Origin of the sequence: Lentilactobacillus raoultii (genome assembly GCF_900411375.1) — a bacterium.
Lineage (GTDB): Bacteria > Bacillota > Bacilli > Lactobacillales > Lactobacillaceae > Lentilactobacillus > Lentilactobacillus raoultii.
The window spans coordinates 23,980-41,746 of the sequence record NZ_LS422985.1; the positions used below are offsets into that span (position 1 = coordinate 23,980).

Genomic DNA, 17,767 nt, shown 5'->3' on the forward strand with positions numbered 1-17,767 from the left:
GACAGCTATCTGCCAAAACTGGTTAGATAAAGCTCAGTCAAGGCAACAAATGATGGGGATTCCTTTTTCGGTACTGATGGGGCGTTTCACCGGTTTGCTGTTTAAATACCCTGGCAAAATAAGTTAAGTCGTTATACCCCAGCAGGCCGGCAATCTCAGTGATTGAAAGTTGGGGATTCATCAAATAGGTTTTAGCTAAAGCAATCCGCCGTTGATTAACGAATTGCGTAAAAGTTCGGCCGGTTTCTGATTTAAATTGCCGAGCCAGATAAGCGGGATTGGTGTGAAGGAAATGAGCGGTTGCCGTTAAGGAGATGAAATGACCAAGGTGAATCAAAATAAAGTCGATGGTTCGCTTGATCAAGGGACTCACGCCGCTTATGGCAACGTCTGCAACTAATTGGGTATATTCGTGGAGCATGGCACTCACCAAGTTTTCCAATCCCTGAAGCGTTTGTTGCTTTTCAATCAGGATTGCGTATTTTTCGGAAAGGCTGTCGAGAAATACCGGGTGGACCCCACCGCGGCCGGCCGCAATTCGGCACACGGTATTATTGACAAAACAGATATTTTTGCCTGAACGTAGTGGTTGGTTTGGAATTCGATTGCTGAAAAGAGACACTAGTTTAGGCATGGTTCGTTGAAAATGGGCCAAATTGGTCAGATCACCGGTTGAGACCAGTTGCATCATTTTGGCTTCTAATTGATAGCGCCGATCAATGGCAGCTTGGGTCTGATCGTTAATGGCCGTCACGGTTTGGGCTTGAAGCGGTTGGTCATGATGGTGTAGCCGTTGTGATTGGGGATGGGCAACCGGTCGTGAAAACAACGTGACCAGTAACTGGCCGGTTGCGGCGACGTTTTCAGCATCCAAAAGTGGCAGTGCATTGTAGAACTGGGTCAGTTGACGCTGCTCACTGGCAGTTAACGACGTTTTCAACAGGAGCTGGCTGACCATATTGACAGTCATCGTTTTGGCGATAAAGGGACCTACAAGACAAAGACCGGTTAGGTGAGCTTTCTCGAACATTCCGATGGCTAAATAATCCAATTGCGTGGCGTCATCATAATGTAGATAGAAGTTGGCCGAATGGGCTTTCAAAATTGATTGAACTTGATCGATGTTTGGTGAAAACTGAAATTCAGATGAACTAGCAGCGGTTGACTGATAGGCGACTTGGCCGTTTAAACTAATTAATTGAACGTCTAATTGAGTGATTTTGTGAAATAATTTAGCAGATTCGATGCTGGTTTGATACACGATAATTGGGCCTCCCTTTTGTATTGTGATCGCTTTCAATAAAAGTTAAATAAGTCCAACTTTAGTTAAAATAGTCCGAGTAAGTTAATCTTAAATCAATTATATTAAAGATACTTAATCAGCAGCAAGCCTCAATTTTTCCTTAAAAGGCTTGTTGAAGTCAATTAACTAATCAATGGAGGAATTCAAGATGTTATATCCAATTACGACGGCAAGTCGCACCCTGCTTGATTTATCCGGTTTATGGAAATTCATGATCGATCGGGAAGTTCAACCGATTGACCCAAAGCAGCCACTACCAACCGAAACGGTCATTTCAGTTCCGGCCTCTTTCAATGACCAAACGGCTTCACAGGAAATTCGAGAGCACGTTGGCTATGTTTGGTACGAAACCAATTTTCGAATTGCCAATCCCTTACGCGATCAGCGGCTGGTTCTGAGATTTGGCTCAGCAACCCATGAAGCCTGGGTTTATTTGAATGGTCAAAAGATCACCCATCACAAAGGTGGCTTTACACCCTTTGAAGTGGTGATTAACGACTATTTAAATGATGATAACAACCGCTTAACGGTCAAATTAAGCAACATGTTAGATAAGACGACGCTACCGGTTGGTAATTATAGCGAGTCAACCGATGAAAATGGGCATATAACCCGGCGACTAGATGAAAACTTTGACTTCTTCAACTATGCCGGCCTGCAAAGACCAGTCAAAATCTATTCGACACCCCAAGACTACATTCAAGATATCACGGTTGTTCCAGAGGTTGATCTGGCTCATTCCTCGGCCACTGTTCGGGTTAACACACAGGTGGCTGGTCATTTTGATCAACTGAAGGTCACACTTCTAGATCAGGCGGGCCAATCGGTCGCTGAGGCTTCTGGAACGACGGCTGACTTGACTTTGGCGAATGTCCATTTGTGGCAGCCATTACACGCTTATCTATATACAGCCAAAGTGACTGGGTTTCGAAATAATGAGATAGTGGATACTTACTCTGAACTGTTTGGTATTCGCAAAATTGAAGTTAAAGCCGGTCAGTTTTTAATTAATGGGCAACCCTTCTACTTTAAAGGATTCGGCAAGCACGAGGACACCTATGTTCATGGCCGTGGCTTTAACGAACCAGTGAATGTGTTGGATCTGAGCTTAATGAAATCAATGGGCGCCAATTCATTTAGAACGTCACATTATCCTTATTCTGAAGAAATGATGCGGCTTTGTGACCGGGAAGGAATCGTGGTCATTGACGAAACACCGGCCGTGGGGTTAATTGATTCGTTTAACTTCGATTTATCAGTTTTGGAAAGTGATGATTTTGAAGATGGTACCTGGAAAACTATGAAAACGGCGGCCGCTCATCAGCAAGTCATTCGCGAAATCATGGCACGGGACAAAAACCATGCGTGTGTGGTCATGTGGTCAATCGCCAATGAAGCAGCGACCTATTCGAAAGGTGCCCATGATTATTTCAAGCCGTTATTCGACTTAGCCAGAAAGTTGGATCCGCAAAAACGGCCGTGCACGTATACCAGTATCATGATGGCCAATCCGCGGACTGATAAATGCGTGGATTTGGTCGATGTGATTGCGTTGAATCGGTATTATGGTTGGTATGTTGGTAACGGGGATCTTAAAGCGGCTGAAAAGGCCACTCGGGATGAATTACTGGCATATCAGGCAAAATTCCCTGATAAGCCGATTATGTATACGGAATATGGTGCCGACACAGTCGCTGGTTTGCATAGTAACTATGACGAACCATTTTCAGAAGAGTTCCAGGAAGATTATTACCGAATGGCCAGCAAAGTTTTTGATGAAGTACCACACTTTGTTGGCGAACAGTTGTGGAACTTTGCGGATTTCCAAACTAAATTTGGTATTCAGCGGGTTCAAGGTAATAAGAAAGGGATCTTTACCAGAGCCCGCGAACCAAAGATGGCGGTGCGTTATTTGAAGGATCGCTGGGTCCGGATTCCGAGTTTGGGTTATAAGAAATTGTAAATTAATCAAAAAAGCGCCACGACAAGGATTGACTGTCGTAGCGCTTTTTAGGTAAAAGAAAAAGCCCCTCACCGGAGACTTTTATTTCTTGATTTAACTTTAAGCAGGTGTAACGTTGGCTGCTTGTAAGCCACGGTCGCCCTTTTCAACATCAAGGGTAACTTTTTGATCCTCTTCAAGGGTCTTGAAGCCATCAGCATTGATTGCTGAGAAGTGAACGAATACGTCTGAGCCGTTGTCAAGCGTAATAAAACCGTAACCTTTGTCGCTGTTAAACCATTTAACTGTACCTTGTTCCATAAGATGAAACCTCCGTGCGCCTAGCGCAATTATATATTTTGCATTTGAAACTTTTGAAGTAAGGAGACATCTTTGAAAACGCCGTACCAAATTTCGAAGTTAACTAATACATTGATGATAACTATACCCGCACCTTGGATAAATAGCAAGGATTATTAACCAGTTATTTTGTTATTTTCAAATTAGTTATTGATCAAATGTATGCTGGGCACGGGATGGCAGGTGAAAAATAAGTTAAAATTTATTTTGAAATTTCTGCTTATTAGTAGTTAAAAGTCGGTTGAGTTGGTGGAATGGTGGTTTTTGACTGAAAATAGAACGAATAATAGGCATTACCATGGTGGGAGACTAATGTAAAATGTTATGATTAGGGTAATTAATTTTGATTTGAAAGGCGGGTGTTTCATGGGCTATATCGGACAGATTGCATTGATTTTAATTGCGACATTGCTGGCTGGTGCTGTTAGCCAGCGACTAGCAATGCCGGCAGTCATCGGACAACTGGTAGTTGGCGTGCTTTTGGGTCCAGGTGTTTTTAACGTGTTGCAGAATACGGAGTTAATGCAGGCCGGAGCAGAAATTGGCGTGATTATTCTGATGTTTATTGCTGGGATTGAAAGTGATTTGGATTTATTAAAACGGTATTTTAAGCCGGCGATGAGTGTGGCGATGGTTGGCGTGATTTTCCCAATGGTTGTTTTTTATGGTTATGGTCAGATGATGGGCCAATCATTTGAACGGGCGATCTTTTGGGGCGTTATTTTTGCGGCGACTTCGGTTTCGATCAGTGTTGAAGTGTTGCGGGAGTACAAAAGCTTGAATACTAAGGAAGGTGCCACAATTTTGGGTGCCGCGGTCGTTGATGATATTATCGCGGTTATTTTACTTAGTATTTTTGTCAGCTCATTTGGCGTGGGTGAAGCACAACAAATGAACCTGATTCTGGCAACGTTGCTTCAACTATTATATTTTGTCGGCGTGGTCGTCTTGGTTAAATGGGTGGCACCACTCATTTTGAAATTGGCTAAGCGGCTACCGGTCCGGGGAGCTGTTCCGATTGTTTCGCTGTTTCTTTGTCTATCAATGGCGTGGTTGGCAGACGTGATCGGCTTGAGTGCGGTTGTCGGCGCCTTCTTTGCCGGTGTGGCGGTTTCTCAAACCAACTTCCAAGAAGAGGTTTCCGACAGTGTTAGTTCGGTTGGATACACGTTTTTTATCCCAATTTTCTTTGTCAGCATTGGCTTAGATATGACCTTTGGTGGCCTAATCGACAATCTATGGTTGGTGGTCGTCATGACCCTGTTGGCAATTATCACCAAACTATTTGGCGGGGCGTTTGGGGCGATGTTAGCCAAAATCAGTTGGCCTTCAGCGCTGGCGATTGGTTCAGGGATGGTTTCAAGAGGTGAAATGGCCCTGATCATTGCCCAAATTGGTTTGACTGCTAATTTGATTGCTAAAAATTTATATTCGGAAATGATTATTGTGATTGTTTTATCAACGATTATTGCACCGTTGCTATTAAAATGGAGTTTGAAGCGGGTTAATCATTAAGGATTGAGAAATGAGAGGAGACATTCAAATGGTAACTGAATACGCAAGTGGCGCAGTTGTTTACAACGTTCAAGATGGTGAAATTTGCTACCTACTGTTACAAAGTGCAACTGATGATTTTTGGGGCTTACCAAAGGGCCACGTTGAGCCACACGAAAATCTGATTCAAACGGCAGTTCGGGAAATTAAGGAAGAAACCAGTTTGGATACCCGGATCGATACCAAGTTTAAAGAAACGGTCGAGTATGATATGAAGAATGGTCATCATAAATCGGTGACATTTTTTGTCAGCAAAGTTGCACCGGACGTTAAAGTGACTCGTCAGGTGGAAGAAATTAATTCATTTGGCTGGTTTAACTATCAGCAAGCCTATGATAAATTAACTTATGATAATTTGAGACAATTGCTAAAAGACGCTGACTATTACATTCGGACAAAAGAAGGAATCGGGGCATAGTCATCAATGGAAAATCGCGTTTTTGTAATTACCGGTGCAGCCGGGAGTGGGAAAACCACGATTCGAAATTATTTACATGATCGTTATGGGATGCCAAGAGTGATCACCCATACGACAAGACCACCCCGGGCAAATGAAAAAGACGGGGTTGACTATTATTTTGAAACCAACCAGTCCTTTTTTCATAATCATTACCTGGAATCAGTGCGCTATGCCGGCAATTATTATGGTTCCTCGTATGAAGGGTTGGAAAGTGCTTGGCAAAAGAATCCCTATGTCTGCATTGTGTTGGATGGTGCCGGTGCAGTCACGTATAAACGAAAATTAGGCGAACGGGCCGTGATCATTTTTCTTAAAGTCGGCAACCCGGAAGTTTTAAAACGCCGCATGGAAGGCCGCGGTGATGATACAACTATGGTGACTAAACGGATTAAAAGCCAAGAGTACGTTCGCGACTTAGAGATGCCGGCAGCGTTAATCGGGCATGCCTATGAAATTGTTAATTTGGATTTAACGCAGACTAAAAATCAGGTAGATCAGATCGTGTCCAAGTATTGTCATCCAAATGGTCGTCAATAAGTCGATACACACTGTACTGACTGCTATTGTGGTTTATCCGATAGGTGGTGTAACCACTTGGTATTGGCTGGCGTTTCATGTTACTATATAAAAGATAGTAGATGGTAATTATTACTAGTGTGTCACTCATGTCAATAAAAAGTAAAGGTGATTTTAATGCCTGCAGCAGTTGAAGAAGCAACGCGTTTATTAAAAGATCATAATTTCAAAATTACAAAGCAACGAAAAGCGATGTTGGAATACCTTGTCGATACGGCAACCAAACACTTTGTGGAAGTGACCAGCATTGACAATTTCATGCGCCAAACGTTTCCCAAGATGAGTCATAATACGATTTATCGAAATATTTCTGAATTTGCTGATTTGGGGATTGTCGAGCGTCAGATTCAAGGCGATCGGGCGTCCGTGAAATTTCAATGTGATTTTCAGCAAGAACACCATCACCACTTTATTTGTAATAATTGTGGTAAAGTCATTGAATTACGGGACTGCCCATTAAGTGATGAAATCACGTCGCAGTTGGGTGACTGCGAAATCACGGGACATTTATTCCAGATTTATGGCCTTTGCCCAGAATGTGCTAATTTAAAGAATAATTAATCAAATATTCAGGTTTTGTTGAAGAAATTGTGCGATAATATGGTTTACTAATTCAGAGGATAGGAAGTTTTTTGAATGGATAATCGAATTCCGCCATTAGTAACACCATTTGCAATTTTATCGATTTGTTTGGCACTTGGTGCGACTAACGTTGTGGCTAATAAAGTCACGGGAACCAGTGAAGGAACACCTACTACCACTCAAACCACTAGTCAAAAGAATATGTCCAATTCGATTTACGGTAAGCCAAAGCCGAAAAAGACTGATACCAGTCTGAATGATGATAAAGATAAGGCTAAGACCTCTTCGCAAAAGGCAAAGGAATCTTCGGAAAAAGCTGCCAAAGCTTCTTCTTTAAAAGAAAAGCAGGCAAAAGAATCCTCCGAAAAGCAAGCTTCGTCCGATGTGAACGAAAGCAGTACACCGGAAACGGATCAAACTACCGGAACGAAAGATAATGGCACGACAACCAAAAAATCGGGCACAACCGGTAAGTCGACAACTAAGGCAAAATCAACAACCGGGACAACGAAAAAGTCCAATCAAAATACAGGGACCACAGATGGTACCGATCAAAATCAGAAGACCAATGATCAAACGACGACTGGTCAGACAGATGATAACGGGACAACAACTGGCAATACCGGTACAACCACTAACGATGGGACTGGTAATACCAATACCACCAATGATGGCACAACGACGACTCAACAGAATACTGGAGGTGGCCAATAATGTTTAGTTTTTTGGATATGATTAATCATTACCTTGGCTACTTCAATATTAATGTCGCGGTTAAGAGTCGAATTTACACGGTTCTTGGCTTTTTGGGGAATTTGTATTTGTTTTACATTAGTTTTCGCTTTTTGCAGAACAAATACTATTCCAAGGGGGCATTGCTGCTGGCAGTTTCTCTGATTCTGTTTTACTTTTTGATTTGTAATTTCTTTTACTATTTCACAAAGAAACAGCCATGGTTTGATATCTCGCCAAAATTGGCGCGGATGCTTCATTTGCAACCCCATGAAAAAGAAATTCAAGCAAATTCTAAAATGGGTAACACAGTGATTCAGGAGCCTTATAATCGGAAAGACAACGCGGCAAACGGGATTTTTGACGAGCAGCATGTACTACCTGCCAAAATTGCTATTTCACCGTCCGAGCAGATGAATCTGAATCGCTTGGTTGCCCAAATGGAGCAGCAACAGCTTTTCCGGGCTGACTATAATGGGATGACGGATCGAAAGATTTATGAACTCTTGAAGATTAATGGTAGCAAGCCGATTTATGCGATTGGTAAGGGTGTGATGATGCCTTACTTTGAGATGAAACGTCAGGGTGATTCCTTGATTGTTTATGCGGGGATGAACCAAGCCGAAATCTATCCGGTGGGGTCGATCAAACGGGTTGGTCTTCAATCCATTCGGTCGATTGATTTATCGGATCTAAAACTCTATTTAGCGTCTGTTGAATTATTTGGCGGCCCCTACAAAGAAATTGGCCGGGCCGGCGTTTTGGAACATTCGCAGGACTATACCCTACGAGTGAGTGTGGCGTATAAAAAAGTATAAACTGGTTTCTTAGATGATTGCAGCAAAGTCGGAACACGTGGTAGTGGTTCCGGCTTTTTGTATGCGTTGATCCACACACTGGAGTAGGACTGCTTCGTGAATTAACCGCTTTTCTGCACACACTGGATTAGGACTGTTCCGAAAAGCAACACCGCTCCTGATAAGAGATCAATCTGAAAAATCCAAAGGCAGGATTTCTCAGATTGACGTCTTATTATCCGGGTGTTAACCGCTTTTCTGCACACACTACTTTTCTTTTTTCCCCAATTCCTGTAAAATTGTAATACATTAGATTAATTTAACTGTTTTCTTTTCTTTTCACATTTTGGCTCAGCCATTGAATCATTTTTCTACTTTTATTTGTTATGGAAAACGTGAGAAAGGGTCGCTATGAAGGAACATGGCAGGAAATGTTACATGTTTGTAAAATTAATGTGACAATTTTTTGACCTGATATCACTTTTAACCTAAACTGAGGGTAGATACATTCTTAGACAATTCTAATATTGTCGACTACTTGGAGGAAAATAACATGGCAATGATCGAATTTCAAGATGTCCAAAAGTACTACGGTAGCTTCCATGCGCTTAAAGACATTAATCTTAAAATTGAAGCTGGTGAAACCGTTGTGTTGATTGGACCGTCCGGTTCCGGTAAATCAACGCTGATTCGAACGATTAATGGCTTGGAAACTATTCAAGAAGGGAAATTAATTGTTAACGGCCAGGATTTAGCCAATAAAAAGACCGATATTAACCGAATTCGTAAAAATGTTGGCATGGTCTTTCAGCACTTTAATTTGTATGCCAACAAAACCATTATGGAAAATATTATGTTGGCACCCCGGATTGTGCTGCATCGAAATGAAGACGAAAACCGTAAAATTGCGTTGGAATTATTAGATCGGGTTGGCCTTCGAAGCCAAGCTGAAAAATTACCGGCTCAGTTGTCAGGTGGACAACAGCAACGAATTGCGATTGCCCGTTCGCTGGCCATGCGTCCAAAATGCTTACTATTTGATGAACCCACCAGTGCGCTTGATCCCGAAATGATTGACGACGTGTTAAACGTTATGAAGGACATCGCTCATGATTCTGATATGACGATGCTGGTTGTGACTCACGAAATGGGCTTTGCTCGTGAAGTAGCCAACCGGGTAATTTTCATGGATGATGGTCGAATCTTGGAAGATGACAGCAGTAAAAAATTCTTTGATGGTGAACCATCCAATGAACGTGCCCGTCAATTTCTTGGGAAAATTATTACACACTAAAAACGCTGAATTGGAGGAGACATCATGAAAAAGATCTTATCGAAGATTGGGTTGATGATCGCCTTATTGGTCATGGTGGTTTCACTGGGGGCCTGCAGTAAGTCGTCTGGTGCAAAACGCGATGTTCTAAAGGAAGATCAACAATCTAAAACGATTACCTGGGGTGTCAAGGCCGATACCAAGCTATTTGGTCTTATGGACGTGAAAGATAATCAAATTAAAGGATTTGAAGTTGACCTCGCCAAGGCGTTGACCAAGCAGATAATTGGTAAAAAAGGAAAAGCCCGCTTTATTCAAGTCACTAGTCAGACGCGAATGCCGTTACTGGCAAATGGGAACATTGATGCCATCATGGCAACAATGACCATTACGCCGCAACGTGCTAAGCAAGTTGACTTTACCCGTTCATATTTTGATGCCGGGCAAGCGATTCTGGTTAAGAATGGTAGTCCCATCAAGAATGTTCGCGACTTAAACCATAAGGGAGCGGTTGTTCTGGGCGTGGTTGGATCAAACTCAGTTCAAAATATTAAAAAATTTGCACCAAAGGCCCGCGTTTTGCAGCTATCTGATTATTCGCAGGCTTTAACCGCGTTGAAGTCTGGTCAGGGTGATGCACTGACCACGGATAACGGGATTCTTTACGGGATGTCAATTGAAAACCCGGGTTATTCCGTTGTGGGCGGCACGTTTACCAATGAACCCTATGGGATTGCAACAGCTAAGGGTCAGCGGCCATTCCACAATGCCCTAAATCACGCGCTGACAAAAGTGGAAGACTCAGGTCAATATAACAAACTGATCTATAAATGGTTCCACAATGTTCGTGGCTTTGATATGAAGGGGGCAGAACGATGATAAGCATTTTTCAAAATTACGGTGGTGAATTGCTCACAGGACTTGGCCAGACGCTTTTGTGCAGTATTATTGCACTAATCTTCGCGTTGATTATCGGGTCTGCGTTTGCAATTATGGAAACCATGCCAAACAAAGCCGCTCGAGTGATTGCCCGAGTGTACATTGAAGTTTTTCGAAATATTCCACTTTTGGTCATTACCATGTTTTTCTACGTCGTTATTCCAATGTACGTTGTTAAAATTAGTGGCTTTGCGTCTGGAACTATCGGTCTAACATTGTACTCATCTGCATTTATTGCTGAGACCGTTCGTTCAGGAATTCAGTCAGTAGACCCTGGCCAAATGGAAGGTGCCCGGGCCAACGGGTTATCCTATTGGCAATCGATGCGTTACATTATCTTACCGCAGGCGTTTCGTTACGTGATCCCACCACTGGGCAACCAGTTTATTAATTTGGTTAAGAACTCATCGGTTCTAGCCTTTGTGGCCGGATTTGATTTGATGTATCAAGCAAATGTGATTGCATCGGATTCCTTACAGAGTATGAGCACATACCTATGTGTTGGTTTATTGTACTTGGTCTTGACGCTGCCACTGAGTTACTACATGCGTTATCTGGAAAAAAAATTAGCTTAAGGGAGGAATGACGATATGTTAACTGTATTGGGTGCTTATTCATGGGTTAATATCAAGTTCCTTCTAGAGGGAGCCTGGGTAACAATTTTGGTCTCCGTTTGTTCGATTGCCTTGAGTTACATATTTGGTGTAATTTTAGGGGTTGTGCGTTACGTTAAGATTAAATACTTGTCAGCCGTCGTTGGCTTTGTTATTGATATTATCCGTAATTTACCATTGATTTTGATTATCTTCTTTACCTACTTCGGCTTGCCACATTTAGGCTTTAAACCTGATCCGATTTGGGCGTCGGTGATTGCCATGGCGGTTTTTGAATCCGCAATGGTAGCGGAAATTGTGCGAGCCGGAATTGCCTCGATTCCAGTTGGCCAAATGGAAGGTGCCCGGGCTAACGGGTTATCTTATTGGCAGGCTTTAAGATATATCGTTTTGCCACAAGCAATTCGAAATATGATTCCGGCAATTGTCAGTCAATTTATCTCGTTAGTGAAGGATACGTCTTTGGCCACAATCATTGTCTTGCCTGATTTGATGAATCATGCGCAAATCATTTATGGTCAAAATACGAACTATACGATTCCAATGTTTTTAGCACTAGCGGTGATGTACTTTATCGTTTGCTACTCGCTGTCACTGTTCTCGAAATACCTTGAGAATCGAATTGGTGGCGGTAAGAAGAAATCCAAGGTTGATGAAGCTGCTGAGAATGCCAGTGATGCTTAATTAATGATTATTTCAACGCACAAATAAAATGAGATTAGCAACCACGTGCAGAGTGATTACTAATCCCATTTTTTGTTTGCTGCCACCTAATCAATTACTTCAATTTCCTGAACATCGGTAAATTCAGTCATCTTTTTGACAAATTCATTGGGACTAATCCGTTTCTTTAACCGAATGGTCACACCAAGGGTAAAGGAAGCCGGATCGTATTTTAAAATACGCATTTGAATATTCAGACTGCCAAGGGCTTTTAGTCGGTCCGGTAATTGATCCATTTCGATTAGTTGACCACGCAGGGTAACCTGTAGTCGCAATAAGGAGCGATTTGGGTAGCGTTTTAGGGCTCGAATCCGTCTGACAATCGTTTGGGTGACTAGAATGCAGAGTGTCCCGGCAATGCCGATGATGTACATGTCTGCTCCGATCGCCAACCCAATTGCGGCAGTGGCCCAGAGACCGGCAGCCGTTGTTAAACCATCAATTTGGTGATTGCGGGTCATAATAGCCCCGGCACCGATGAACCCGATCCCGGTGACAACGCCGGCAGCGATCCGTGAGGGGTCGACGCCGATAATTCGGGTATGGCCGGCCAGGTCAAAGAAACCATATTTGGAAATAATCATGAAGAGCGCAGAGCCAACTGCCACTAACATATGGGTTCGAATCCCAGCAGTTTTCAGGCGGGCCTTTCGTTCAAAACCTACCAGACCACCACAGATTGCGGCCACTAATAAACGGCCAATCCACTCTAATTGATAGAGGATAAAGGACATGGCATCACCTTCTTTTAATTGAATTTATTTGGAACATAAGAGTATCCTGTTGTCTATTATAAAATGGGTTGTCAAATAAATACCAAAAAGAAATCTGCATTATAAGATTAAAAAACGTGATCTGATAGCCGGTTGATTAACCGCTTTTCAGATCACGTTTTTTAATTAAGTGTCACAAATCAACTATTACCAGTGCCAGTGCCAAATCCAATCCCAGTCTGGTAAGCATGAATGGTGATGCTTGTGAGCATGATGTTCATGATAAACGTTGACTAGGGTCACTTGGTGATTAACCGGCGTTCGTTGACCCGGCGTAGTGGTTTGGTAATCATGAGGAACTTGTGGTTCTGCCACAGTATAAGTGTAAGCTTGACCCGCCTGATCGTATTGGGGCAGATTGTTAAATGTTGCGGTGTAGTCATTGCAGCTATTTAACCAAAGATCTCGATAAGGATTACCATTTCGGTAAAGGACAACCCTGACATCAGGGGTTACTTTAAGAAACGGCACGTTCTGCCACTGCTTGGTAACTTTAACATAGGTAAAGCAATTCTGCTTTTTGAATGTATTGGTCAGTGTGACATTCCCGTTTGAATCGGGGGCAATCGGCTGATTTTGATTATTTGATTGGTAGCCGGTTGGCACACTGGCTTCATTAACTGTGTATTTAATCAAATGACCGTCTTTGGCGTACTTCTCCAAGCCGGTGAAACTGCCTTTATAAGAGTTGCCAGTGTTTAGAGCAACGGTTTTGCCAGTATCTTGGCCATCAGCATATAATTTTGCCGTCACGGCTGGTGTTTTAACGTTGGTTGGGACGTTTTGCCAAACCTTTTGAACATTAAGATTGGTTGTTTGGTCGACATGATTCCCGTTGGCAGACCCTTTACCCATGGTTAAAACAACCGTCTTGGTATTGGACGTTTTAACCGAGGTGCCGGTCTTGGAATTAGTGACATCGGTAGCCGTCAGCGCAGCGGTATTGGGTAAATCTAATTCCTGACCCGCCGTACTGTATGCATTGTCGTTACTGATATTAGTGGTTGACATGATGTTGATGGCTTTATCCAAGGTTTGGTGCCATTGAAATTTAAAACCGGTTGAAGTGGCTTGGACACTATAATAACTCGTTGGAATGGTTTGTCCAGTCGCATTATCGGTCACGTAAATTGAGCTGGGATTCATGCTTTGAGCCGAAGTGTTACCGAGATTGTCGTTAACGACCACGTTATTCAGTCGATGGTTATTAGGGTTAACCAAGACTTGCCACGTGACTTGAGACAATGTGCCGTTTGGGCGGACAGACTCATTTTTAGCCCAGCCGTTTTTAGCAAGAAAAACAGTCGCCCCGTAGCTCGGCGTGAATTGGCGACTACCAGTGACTGAAAACTGGAGAGAGCCGCTGCGGTTTTGATTATACTTAGACCAGTAAGTTGCGTTGGTAAAAGTTAATTGCCCAGTTGATGTGTTGGGATCGGCTGAAAATTCACCAACGGTTTCGTTCGTATTGGCAGCCTTTACTGGAAACTTTTCCGGCGTTCGGAAACGGGCACCCGTTGGTAGTGTTAATTTAGCGGTATCGCCGTCATTGATTTGGACGCCGTTAGCAACTTTAAAGTGATAGGTTAACTGATGAACCGGGCCGGCATACCATTCGGAAGACGTGGTAGGTGACACTGTGTTGCCGTCTTCTTGGGCATCGGTTGCCGAAAGGCCTGTGACTTTAGCACTTAAATCAGCCGCATTTGCTCGTTGAGGACTGGCAGCTAGTCCAAAGAAGCAAAGGGCAACAGTTAAAGTCACCAGTAACCCAAAATGCTGACCGACAAAGCGTCGGATTTTAACCCAAAAATCATTCAATCTACATCCCTCCAAATTTCTAAGACAGCCAATGTGTCATGAGAATCAATATAAGGACCCACACAACTAATTAACCCCATTGATTATTTTACCTGTTTGAGTGATTTAACAATAACGATTCACATGACTTGGTGTCTTGAGTTACTTCCATGTTATCTTTGGATAAAATGAAATTCAATATATTTAAGTAAGCAGGTAATTATTGGAAAGCGGATGGTGCCTGTCATGCCGGTCTTTATTTGGTTTCGAAAAAATTTAAATTAATTCTCGGGTACGAATTTCTAAAATCTAACTTTGAGCAAAAAAAGCGTTGGCGATAAATCGTTATTTAACGATTACCGCCAACGCTTGGAGTTGATTATTTATTAAGTTTTAACCGTTACTTTTAACTTGGTTATCTTCAAGCGAGTCGTCCTCCTCAATAGGAGCATCTTCGTTTTGCGGTTCAACGATCCCGTGTTTTTTAGTTTCATAATAGAAAACAGGAACACCAACGAGAACGAACACAAAAGACGTCAAAACCCCTGGTAAGTCGGAAATAATCTCACTGATAATCACAAAGAGTGAGCCGCCAATTGCGACAATGGGCGTCAGCGGGAAGAATGGCGTTGAGAAGACCCGGTGCTGGCCAGAATTGCGTTTTCTGAGAAGAAAGACGCCGACAAACGCCATTACGTAAAAGCAGTAAACGGTAAAGATACAGAGTTCAGACAGCCGATCCGCGTTGGAAAAGACAATCATGATTGCCACGATAACTAATTCTGCAATAGTTGAGAAGATTGGCGTGTGAGATTTCGGATGTAAGTAGGCTAACGTCTTTGAGAACGGTAATTGGTTGCGTTTAGCCATAGCATACATAATTCGTGGGAACGTCATGATTTTACCGTTCATACAGCCGACAATGGAAATGATAATCCCAATGCTCAAGATTTTACCGCCGATTTCACCAAATGCGGTTGTGGCAATGAACGGAATGGCACCGGTGCCCATACTGTGGATTTTTTCAGCTGGAATGGCGCGATAAACACCGTAGGAAACCAACATATAGATGGCTAAAACAGACAAGATCCCAAACGTAATGGCTTGGGGCAGTCGTTTTCGAGGATTCTTAATTTCACCACCTAAATTGGCGATTAAGATCCAGCCGTCAAAGGCAAATAGGGTTGCCAGAATGGCGACACCAAAATTGCCGGCAGATTGATGGACTTCAGAAATGCTTTGACCCAGGGCACCCTGTTTGCCAAAGAATAAGCCAAAGATAATTAAAGCGGCCACTGGGACAAGTTTACACAAAGTGGTAATAATCGCAAAGGTAGCACCGTAGCGGTTAGAGAAAAGATTTAAAATCCCCACTAAAATGACGGTGCCAATTGCGATTAATGCGTTGTATCGACTGGGAAAACCGAAGAAATCTGATAAAAGAATCGCTAAGTAGGCGCCCAGTGAAGCAATCATGGCCGGACCATAAATAATAATCTGCATCCAACCGGACAGGAAGCCCCAAATTCGACCATAAATTTTTTCCATGTAGACGTAGAGGCCGCCGGTTTCAGGCATTTGTGAGGCGATTTCGGCAATCGTCAGGCCAGCGGTAATGGTGAGGACCCCACCCGCCAACCAAGCTAACAGGCCCATGGTAGTGGAACCGGCATCATCCAAAACGGCAGATTGACGAACGAAAACACCGGCGCCGATAATCGTTCCGATTACCAGCGATAACGCTGACCAAAGGCCAAGGTCTCGATCAAGCGACACTTCTTTTTGTTGCTTCATGATAGTTCTTCCTCTCTATTGTGACTTAATTTAGTTGAAATTATTGAGGTTCGTTGGGTTGTAAAAGGTACTTTTCGAATCGTTTGGCATCAACACCGTTTAACTCTGCGGTAATCACGGTGCCACTGTCACGATAGTCGGTTTTTAAAATGTTGGCATGATCATTAAGGTAGGAAACCAACTCACCCTTATCAAACGGAATTAACAACGAACGGGTTTGATAGTCTTTAAACACTTTTTCTTTAATCATTTCGCCGAGGGCCTTTAGAGAAGCCGGGTCGGTTGCCGACATCACCAAATTGTCTCCCTCACGAGTCGGGTAGGTGACGGCCATTTTATCGGCCTTGTTAAGTGCGATAATCATCGGAATATGATCGACCCCAATCTCCTTTAACGTCTCTTCGGTAGTCTTAATCATCATTTCGCGATGCGGATCGGAGTTATCAACAACTTGAATCAATAGGTCGGCGTTGGCTGCTTCGGCCAAGGTTGATTTAAACGCTTGAACCAATTGGTGGGGAAGTTGGCTGACAAAGCCGACGGTATCGCTGAGTAGAAAATGACGATGACCAGGTAACGCTAATTTTCGAACCGATGTGTCCAGCGTTGCAAACAGCATATCCTTGACCATGACTTGTTTATCGTCATTGTCACTGTACAGGTTGATCATGCCATTCATGATCGTCGATTTGCCGGCGTTGGTGTAGCCTACCAAAGCTACCGTCGGCGTCTCGCTTCGATCACGTTGCTTTCGCTTGATCTGATCGGCTTTAGCGGCCTCTTTTAATTCGTGGTTAACGTGAGTAATCCGATTTTCCAAGGTTCGTCGGTTTAACTCATACTGTGACTCACCGGCACCACGGTTGGTGAAGCCACCGCCGCTGCTGGTACCGGTTTGCTGATCAAGGCGTTGACTGGCACTGGTGTGCAGGCGGGGAAGTTGGTATTTTAATTTAGCCAACTCCACTTGTAGTTTTGCCTCACGTGACTGGGCCCGGTTGGCAAAAATTTCCAAGATCAGGCCGGTACGGTCAATAATACGAACTTTGGTGGCCTTTTCGATGTTTCGAATCTGGCTGGGAGAGAGTTCGTCGTTGGCGACAATTGTCTCAACACCATCATCGATCACTACTTGAGTAAGTTCTTCAATTTTTCCTTTACCAAAGTAGGTTGCCGGATCCGGTTTATCTAATTTCTGAACCAGGGTTTCGACAACCTTCATGTGGTTGGCTTCAGCCAAGTTGTTTAGCTCGGTCATCGAATAATCGAAGCGGTTCGGATGTTGATTCAACCCGATCGTTACTACTGGTGTCAATGTTTGTGTTAAATCCAAATGAGTTCCTCCTCTAAAGTTCGTGTTCAATTATAGCACACAAGTGTAAAAAAATAGTAGACAATTGTCCTTTTGACATCTAAATATCATTGAAAACGGTTGAGAGTCTCGAGAATATTAAAATAAATAATCCCATTTTTTGAAAAACACTTCATTATATTCTAATGAAGTTGTTGAAAGATCTTAGTGAACTACTGATTTGGTTGGATTAT

General features: G+C 43.0%; 17 protein-coding genes. 11 read left to right on the forward strand and 6 right to left on the reverse strand.

Translation table 11 applies throughout. The annotated features are described in order from the left end of the window. Positions 1-37: 37 nt before the first annotated feature. Positions 38-1,261, reverse strand: coding sequence for a helix-turn-helix transcriptional regulator (locus ED605_RS05395; RefSeq protein ID WP_121977880.1), 1,224 nt, complete (start codon positions 1,259-1,261; stop codon positions 38-40). Positions 1,262-1,451: 190 nt separating this feature from the next. Between ED605_RS05395 and uidA the strand changes: the two genes are divergently transcribed. After that, positions 1,452-3,266, forward strand: a complete 1,815-nt coding sequence (gene uidA, locus ED605_RS05400) for a beta-glucuronidase (protein ID WP_121977881.1) — start codon at positions 1,452-1,454, stop codon at positions 3,264-3,266. Positions 3,267-3,365: 99 nt separating this feature from the next. Here the strand turns inward: uidA and ED605_RS05405 are convergent, their stop codons facing one another. Then, the gene (locus ED605_RS05405) at positions 3,366-3,566 is read right to left on the reverse strand and encodes a cold-shock protein (protein WP_121977882.1); all 201 of its coding nucleotides are present in this window, start codon (positions 3,564-3,566) and stop codon (positions 3,366-3,368) included. Between the two features lie 405 nt (positions 3,567-3,971). Here ED605_RS05405 and ED605_RS05410 point away from each other — a divergent pair, with 405 nt between their 5' ends. The 10 genes from ED605_RS05410 to ED605_RS05455 all read left to right on the forward strand — a co-directional run bounded on the left by ED605_RS05410 (position 3,972) and on the right by ED605_RS05455 (position 11,816). Beyond that, positions 3,972-5,120, forward strand: coding sequence for a cation:proton antiporter (locus tag ED605_RS05410; RefSeq protein WP_121977883.1), 1,149 nt, complete (start codon positions 3,972-3,974; stop codon positions 5,118-5,120). Between the two features lie 28 nt (positions 5,121-5,148). Beyond that, positions 5,149-5,577 (forward strand): bis(5'-nucleosyl)-tetraphosphatase, encoded by a 429-nt coding sequence (locus ED605_RS05415; protein WP_121977884.1) that lies wholly within the window; start codon positions 5,149-5,151, stop codon positions 5,575-5,577. 6 nt (positions 5,578-5,583) lie between these two features. Further along, entirely contained in the window at positions 5,584-6,156 is a 573-nt protein-coding gene (locus ED605_RS05420) for a guanylate kinase (RefSeq protein WP_121977885.1), read from the forward strand. Between the two features lie 156 nt (positions 6,157-6,312). Continuing rightward, on the forward strand, positions 6,313-6,756 hold the full coding sequence (locus ED605_RS05425; RefSeq protein ID WP_121977886.1) for a Fur family transcriptional regulator: 444 nt from the start codon (positions 6,313-6,315) through the stop codon (positions 6,754-6,756). Between the two features lie 75 nt (positions 6,757-6,831). Further along, positions 6,832-7,491, forward strand: a complete 660-nt coding sequence (locus ED605_RS05430) for a hypothetical protein (protein ID WP_121977887.1) — start codon at positions 6,832-6,834, stop codon at positions 7,489-7,491. Continuing rightward, positions 7,491-8,327: a DUF6681 family protein gene (locus tag ED605_RS05435; RefSeq protein ID WP_121977888.1), complete on the forward strand. Its 837-nt coding sequence runs from the start codon at positions 7,491-7,493 to the stop codon at positions 8,325-8,327. The genes ED605_RS05430 and ED605_RS05435 overlap by 1 nt, the downstream gene beginning before the upstream one ends. 532 nt (positions 8,328-8,859) lie before the next feature. Further along, positions 8,860-9,600, forward strand: coding sequence for an amino acid ABC transporter ATP-binding protein (locus ED605_RS05440; RefSeq protein ID WP_121977889.1), 741 nt, complete (start codon positions 8,860-8,862; stop codon positions 9,598-9,600). Positions 9,601-9,624: 24 nt separating this feature from the next. Next, positions 9,625-10,458 carry a transporter substrate-binding domain-containing protein gene (locus ED605_RS05445; RefSeq protein ID WP_121977890.1) on the forward strand — a complete coding sequence of 278 codons (834 nt, stop codon included), beginning with the start codon at positions 9,625-9,627 and terminating at the stop codon, positions 10,456-10,458. Then, entirely contained in the window at positions 10,455-11,093 is a 639-nt protein-coding gene (locus ED605_RS05450) for an amino acid ABC transporter permease (RefSeq protein WP_121977891.1), read from the forward strand. Before ED605_RS05445 ends, ED605_RS05450 begins: the two co-directional genes overlap by 4 nt. Positions 11,094-11,108: 15 nt before the next feature. Further along, on the forward strand, positions 11,109-11,816 hold the full coding sequence (locus ED605_RS05455) for an amino acid ABC transporter permease (protein WP_121977892.1): 708 nt from the start codon (positions 11,109-11,111) through the stop codon (positions 11,814-11,816). A gap of 86 nt (positions 11,817-11,902) precedes the next feature. Here ED605_RS05455 and ED605_RS05460 read toward each other — a convergent pair whose 3' ends face one another. The 4 genes from ED605_RS05460 to hflX form a co-directional block, all read right to left on the reverse strand. Beyond that, entirely contained in the window at positions 11,903-12,589 is a 687-nt protein-coding gene (locus ED605_RS05460) for an MgtC/SapB family protein (protein WP_121977893.1), read from the reverse strand. Positions 12,590-12,775: 186 nt separating this feature from the next. Then, positions 12,776-14,449, reverse strand: a complete 1,674-nt coding sequence (locus ED605_RS05465; protein ID WP_121977894.1) for a Cna B-type domain-containing protein — start codon at positions 14,447-14,449, stop codon at positions 12,776-12,778. A gap of 372 nt (positions 14,450-14,821) precedes the next feature. Further along, a complete protein-coding gene (locus tag ED605_RS05470) occupies positions 14,822-16,222 on the reverse strand; it encodes an APC family permease (RefSeq protein WP_121977895.1) in 1,401 nt (466 codons plus the stop codon). Positions 16,223-16,262: 40 nt separating this feature from the next. Further along, the gene (hflX, locus tag ED605_RS05475; protein WP_121977896.1) at positions 16,263-17,555 is read right to left on the reverse strand and encodes a GTPase HflX; all 1,293 of its coding nucleotides are present in this window, start codon (positions 17,553-17,555) and stop codon (positions 16,263-16,265) included. Positions 17,556-17,767: the final 212 nt, after the last annotated feature.

What these genes read in the sequence shown, in the direction of transcription:
- ED605_RS05470 (WP_121977895.1), bottom strand. Translation starts at nt 16,222, where the DNA reads ATGAAGCAACAAAAAGAAGTGTCGCTTGATCGAGACCTTGGCCTTTGG.
- ED605_RS05410 (WP_121977883.1), top strand. Translation starts at nt 3,972, where the DNA reads ATGGGCTATATCGGACAGATTGCATTGATTTTAATTGCGACATTGCTG.
- ED605_RS05440 (WP_121977889.1), top strand. Translation starts at nt 8,860, where the DNA reads ATGGCAATGATCGAATTTCAAGATGTCCAAAAGTACTACGGTAGCTTC.
- ED605_RS05405 (WP_121977882.1), bottom strand. Translation starts at nt 3,566, where the DNA reads ATGGAACAAGGTACAGTTAAATGGTTTAACAGCGACAAAGGTTACGGT.
- ED605_RS05455 (WP_121977892.1), top strand. Translation starts at nt 11,109, where the DNA reads ATGTTAACTGTATTGGGTGCTTATTCATGGGTTAATATCAAGTTCCTT.
- ED605_RS05460 (WP_121977893.1), bottom strand. Translation starts at nt 12,589, where the DNA reads ATGTCCTTTATCCTCTATCAATTAGAGTGGATTGGCCGTTTATTAGTG.
- uidA (WP_121977881.1), top strand. Translation starts at nt 1,452, where the DNA reads ATGTTATATCCAATTACGACGGCAAGTCGCACCCTGCTTGATTTATCC.
- ED605_RS05420 (WP_121977885.1), top strand. Translation starts at nt 5,584, where the DNA reads ATGGAAAATCGCGTTTTTGTAATTACCGGTGCAGCCGGGAGTGGGAAA.
- ED605_RS05425 (WP_121977886.1), top strand. Translation starts at nt 6,313, where the DNA reads ATGCCTGCAGCAGTTGAAGAAGCAACGCGTTTATTAAAAGATCATAAT.
- ED605_RS05450 (WP_121977891.1), top strand. Translation starts at nt 10,455, where the DNA reads ATGATAAGCATTTTTCAAAATTACGGTGGTGAATTGCTCACAGGACTT.
- ED605_RS05415 (WP_121977884.1), top strand. Translation starts at nt 5,149, where the DNA reads ATGGTAACTGAATACGCAAGTGGCGCAGTTGTTTACAACGTTCAAGAT.
- ED605_RS05435 (WP_121977888.1), top strand. Translation starts at nt 7,491, where the DNA reads ATGTTTAGTTTTTTGGATATGATTAATCATTACCTTGGCTACTTCAAT.
- ED605_RS05445 (WP_121977890.1), top strand. Translation starts at nt 9,625, where the DNA reads ATGAAAAAGATCTTATCGAAGATTGGGTTGATGATCGCCTTATTGGTC.
- ED605_RS05430 (WP_121977887.1), top strand. Translation starts at nt 6,832, where the DNA reads ATGGATAATCGAATTCCGCCATTAGTAACACCATTTGCAATTTTATCG.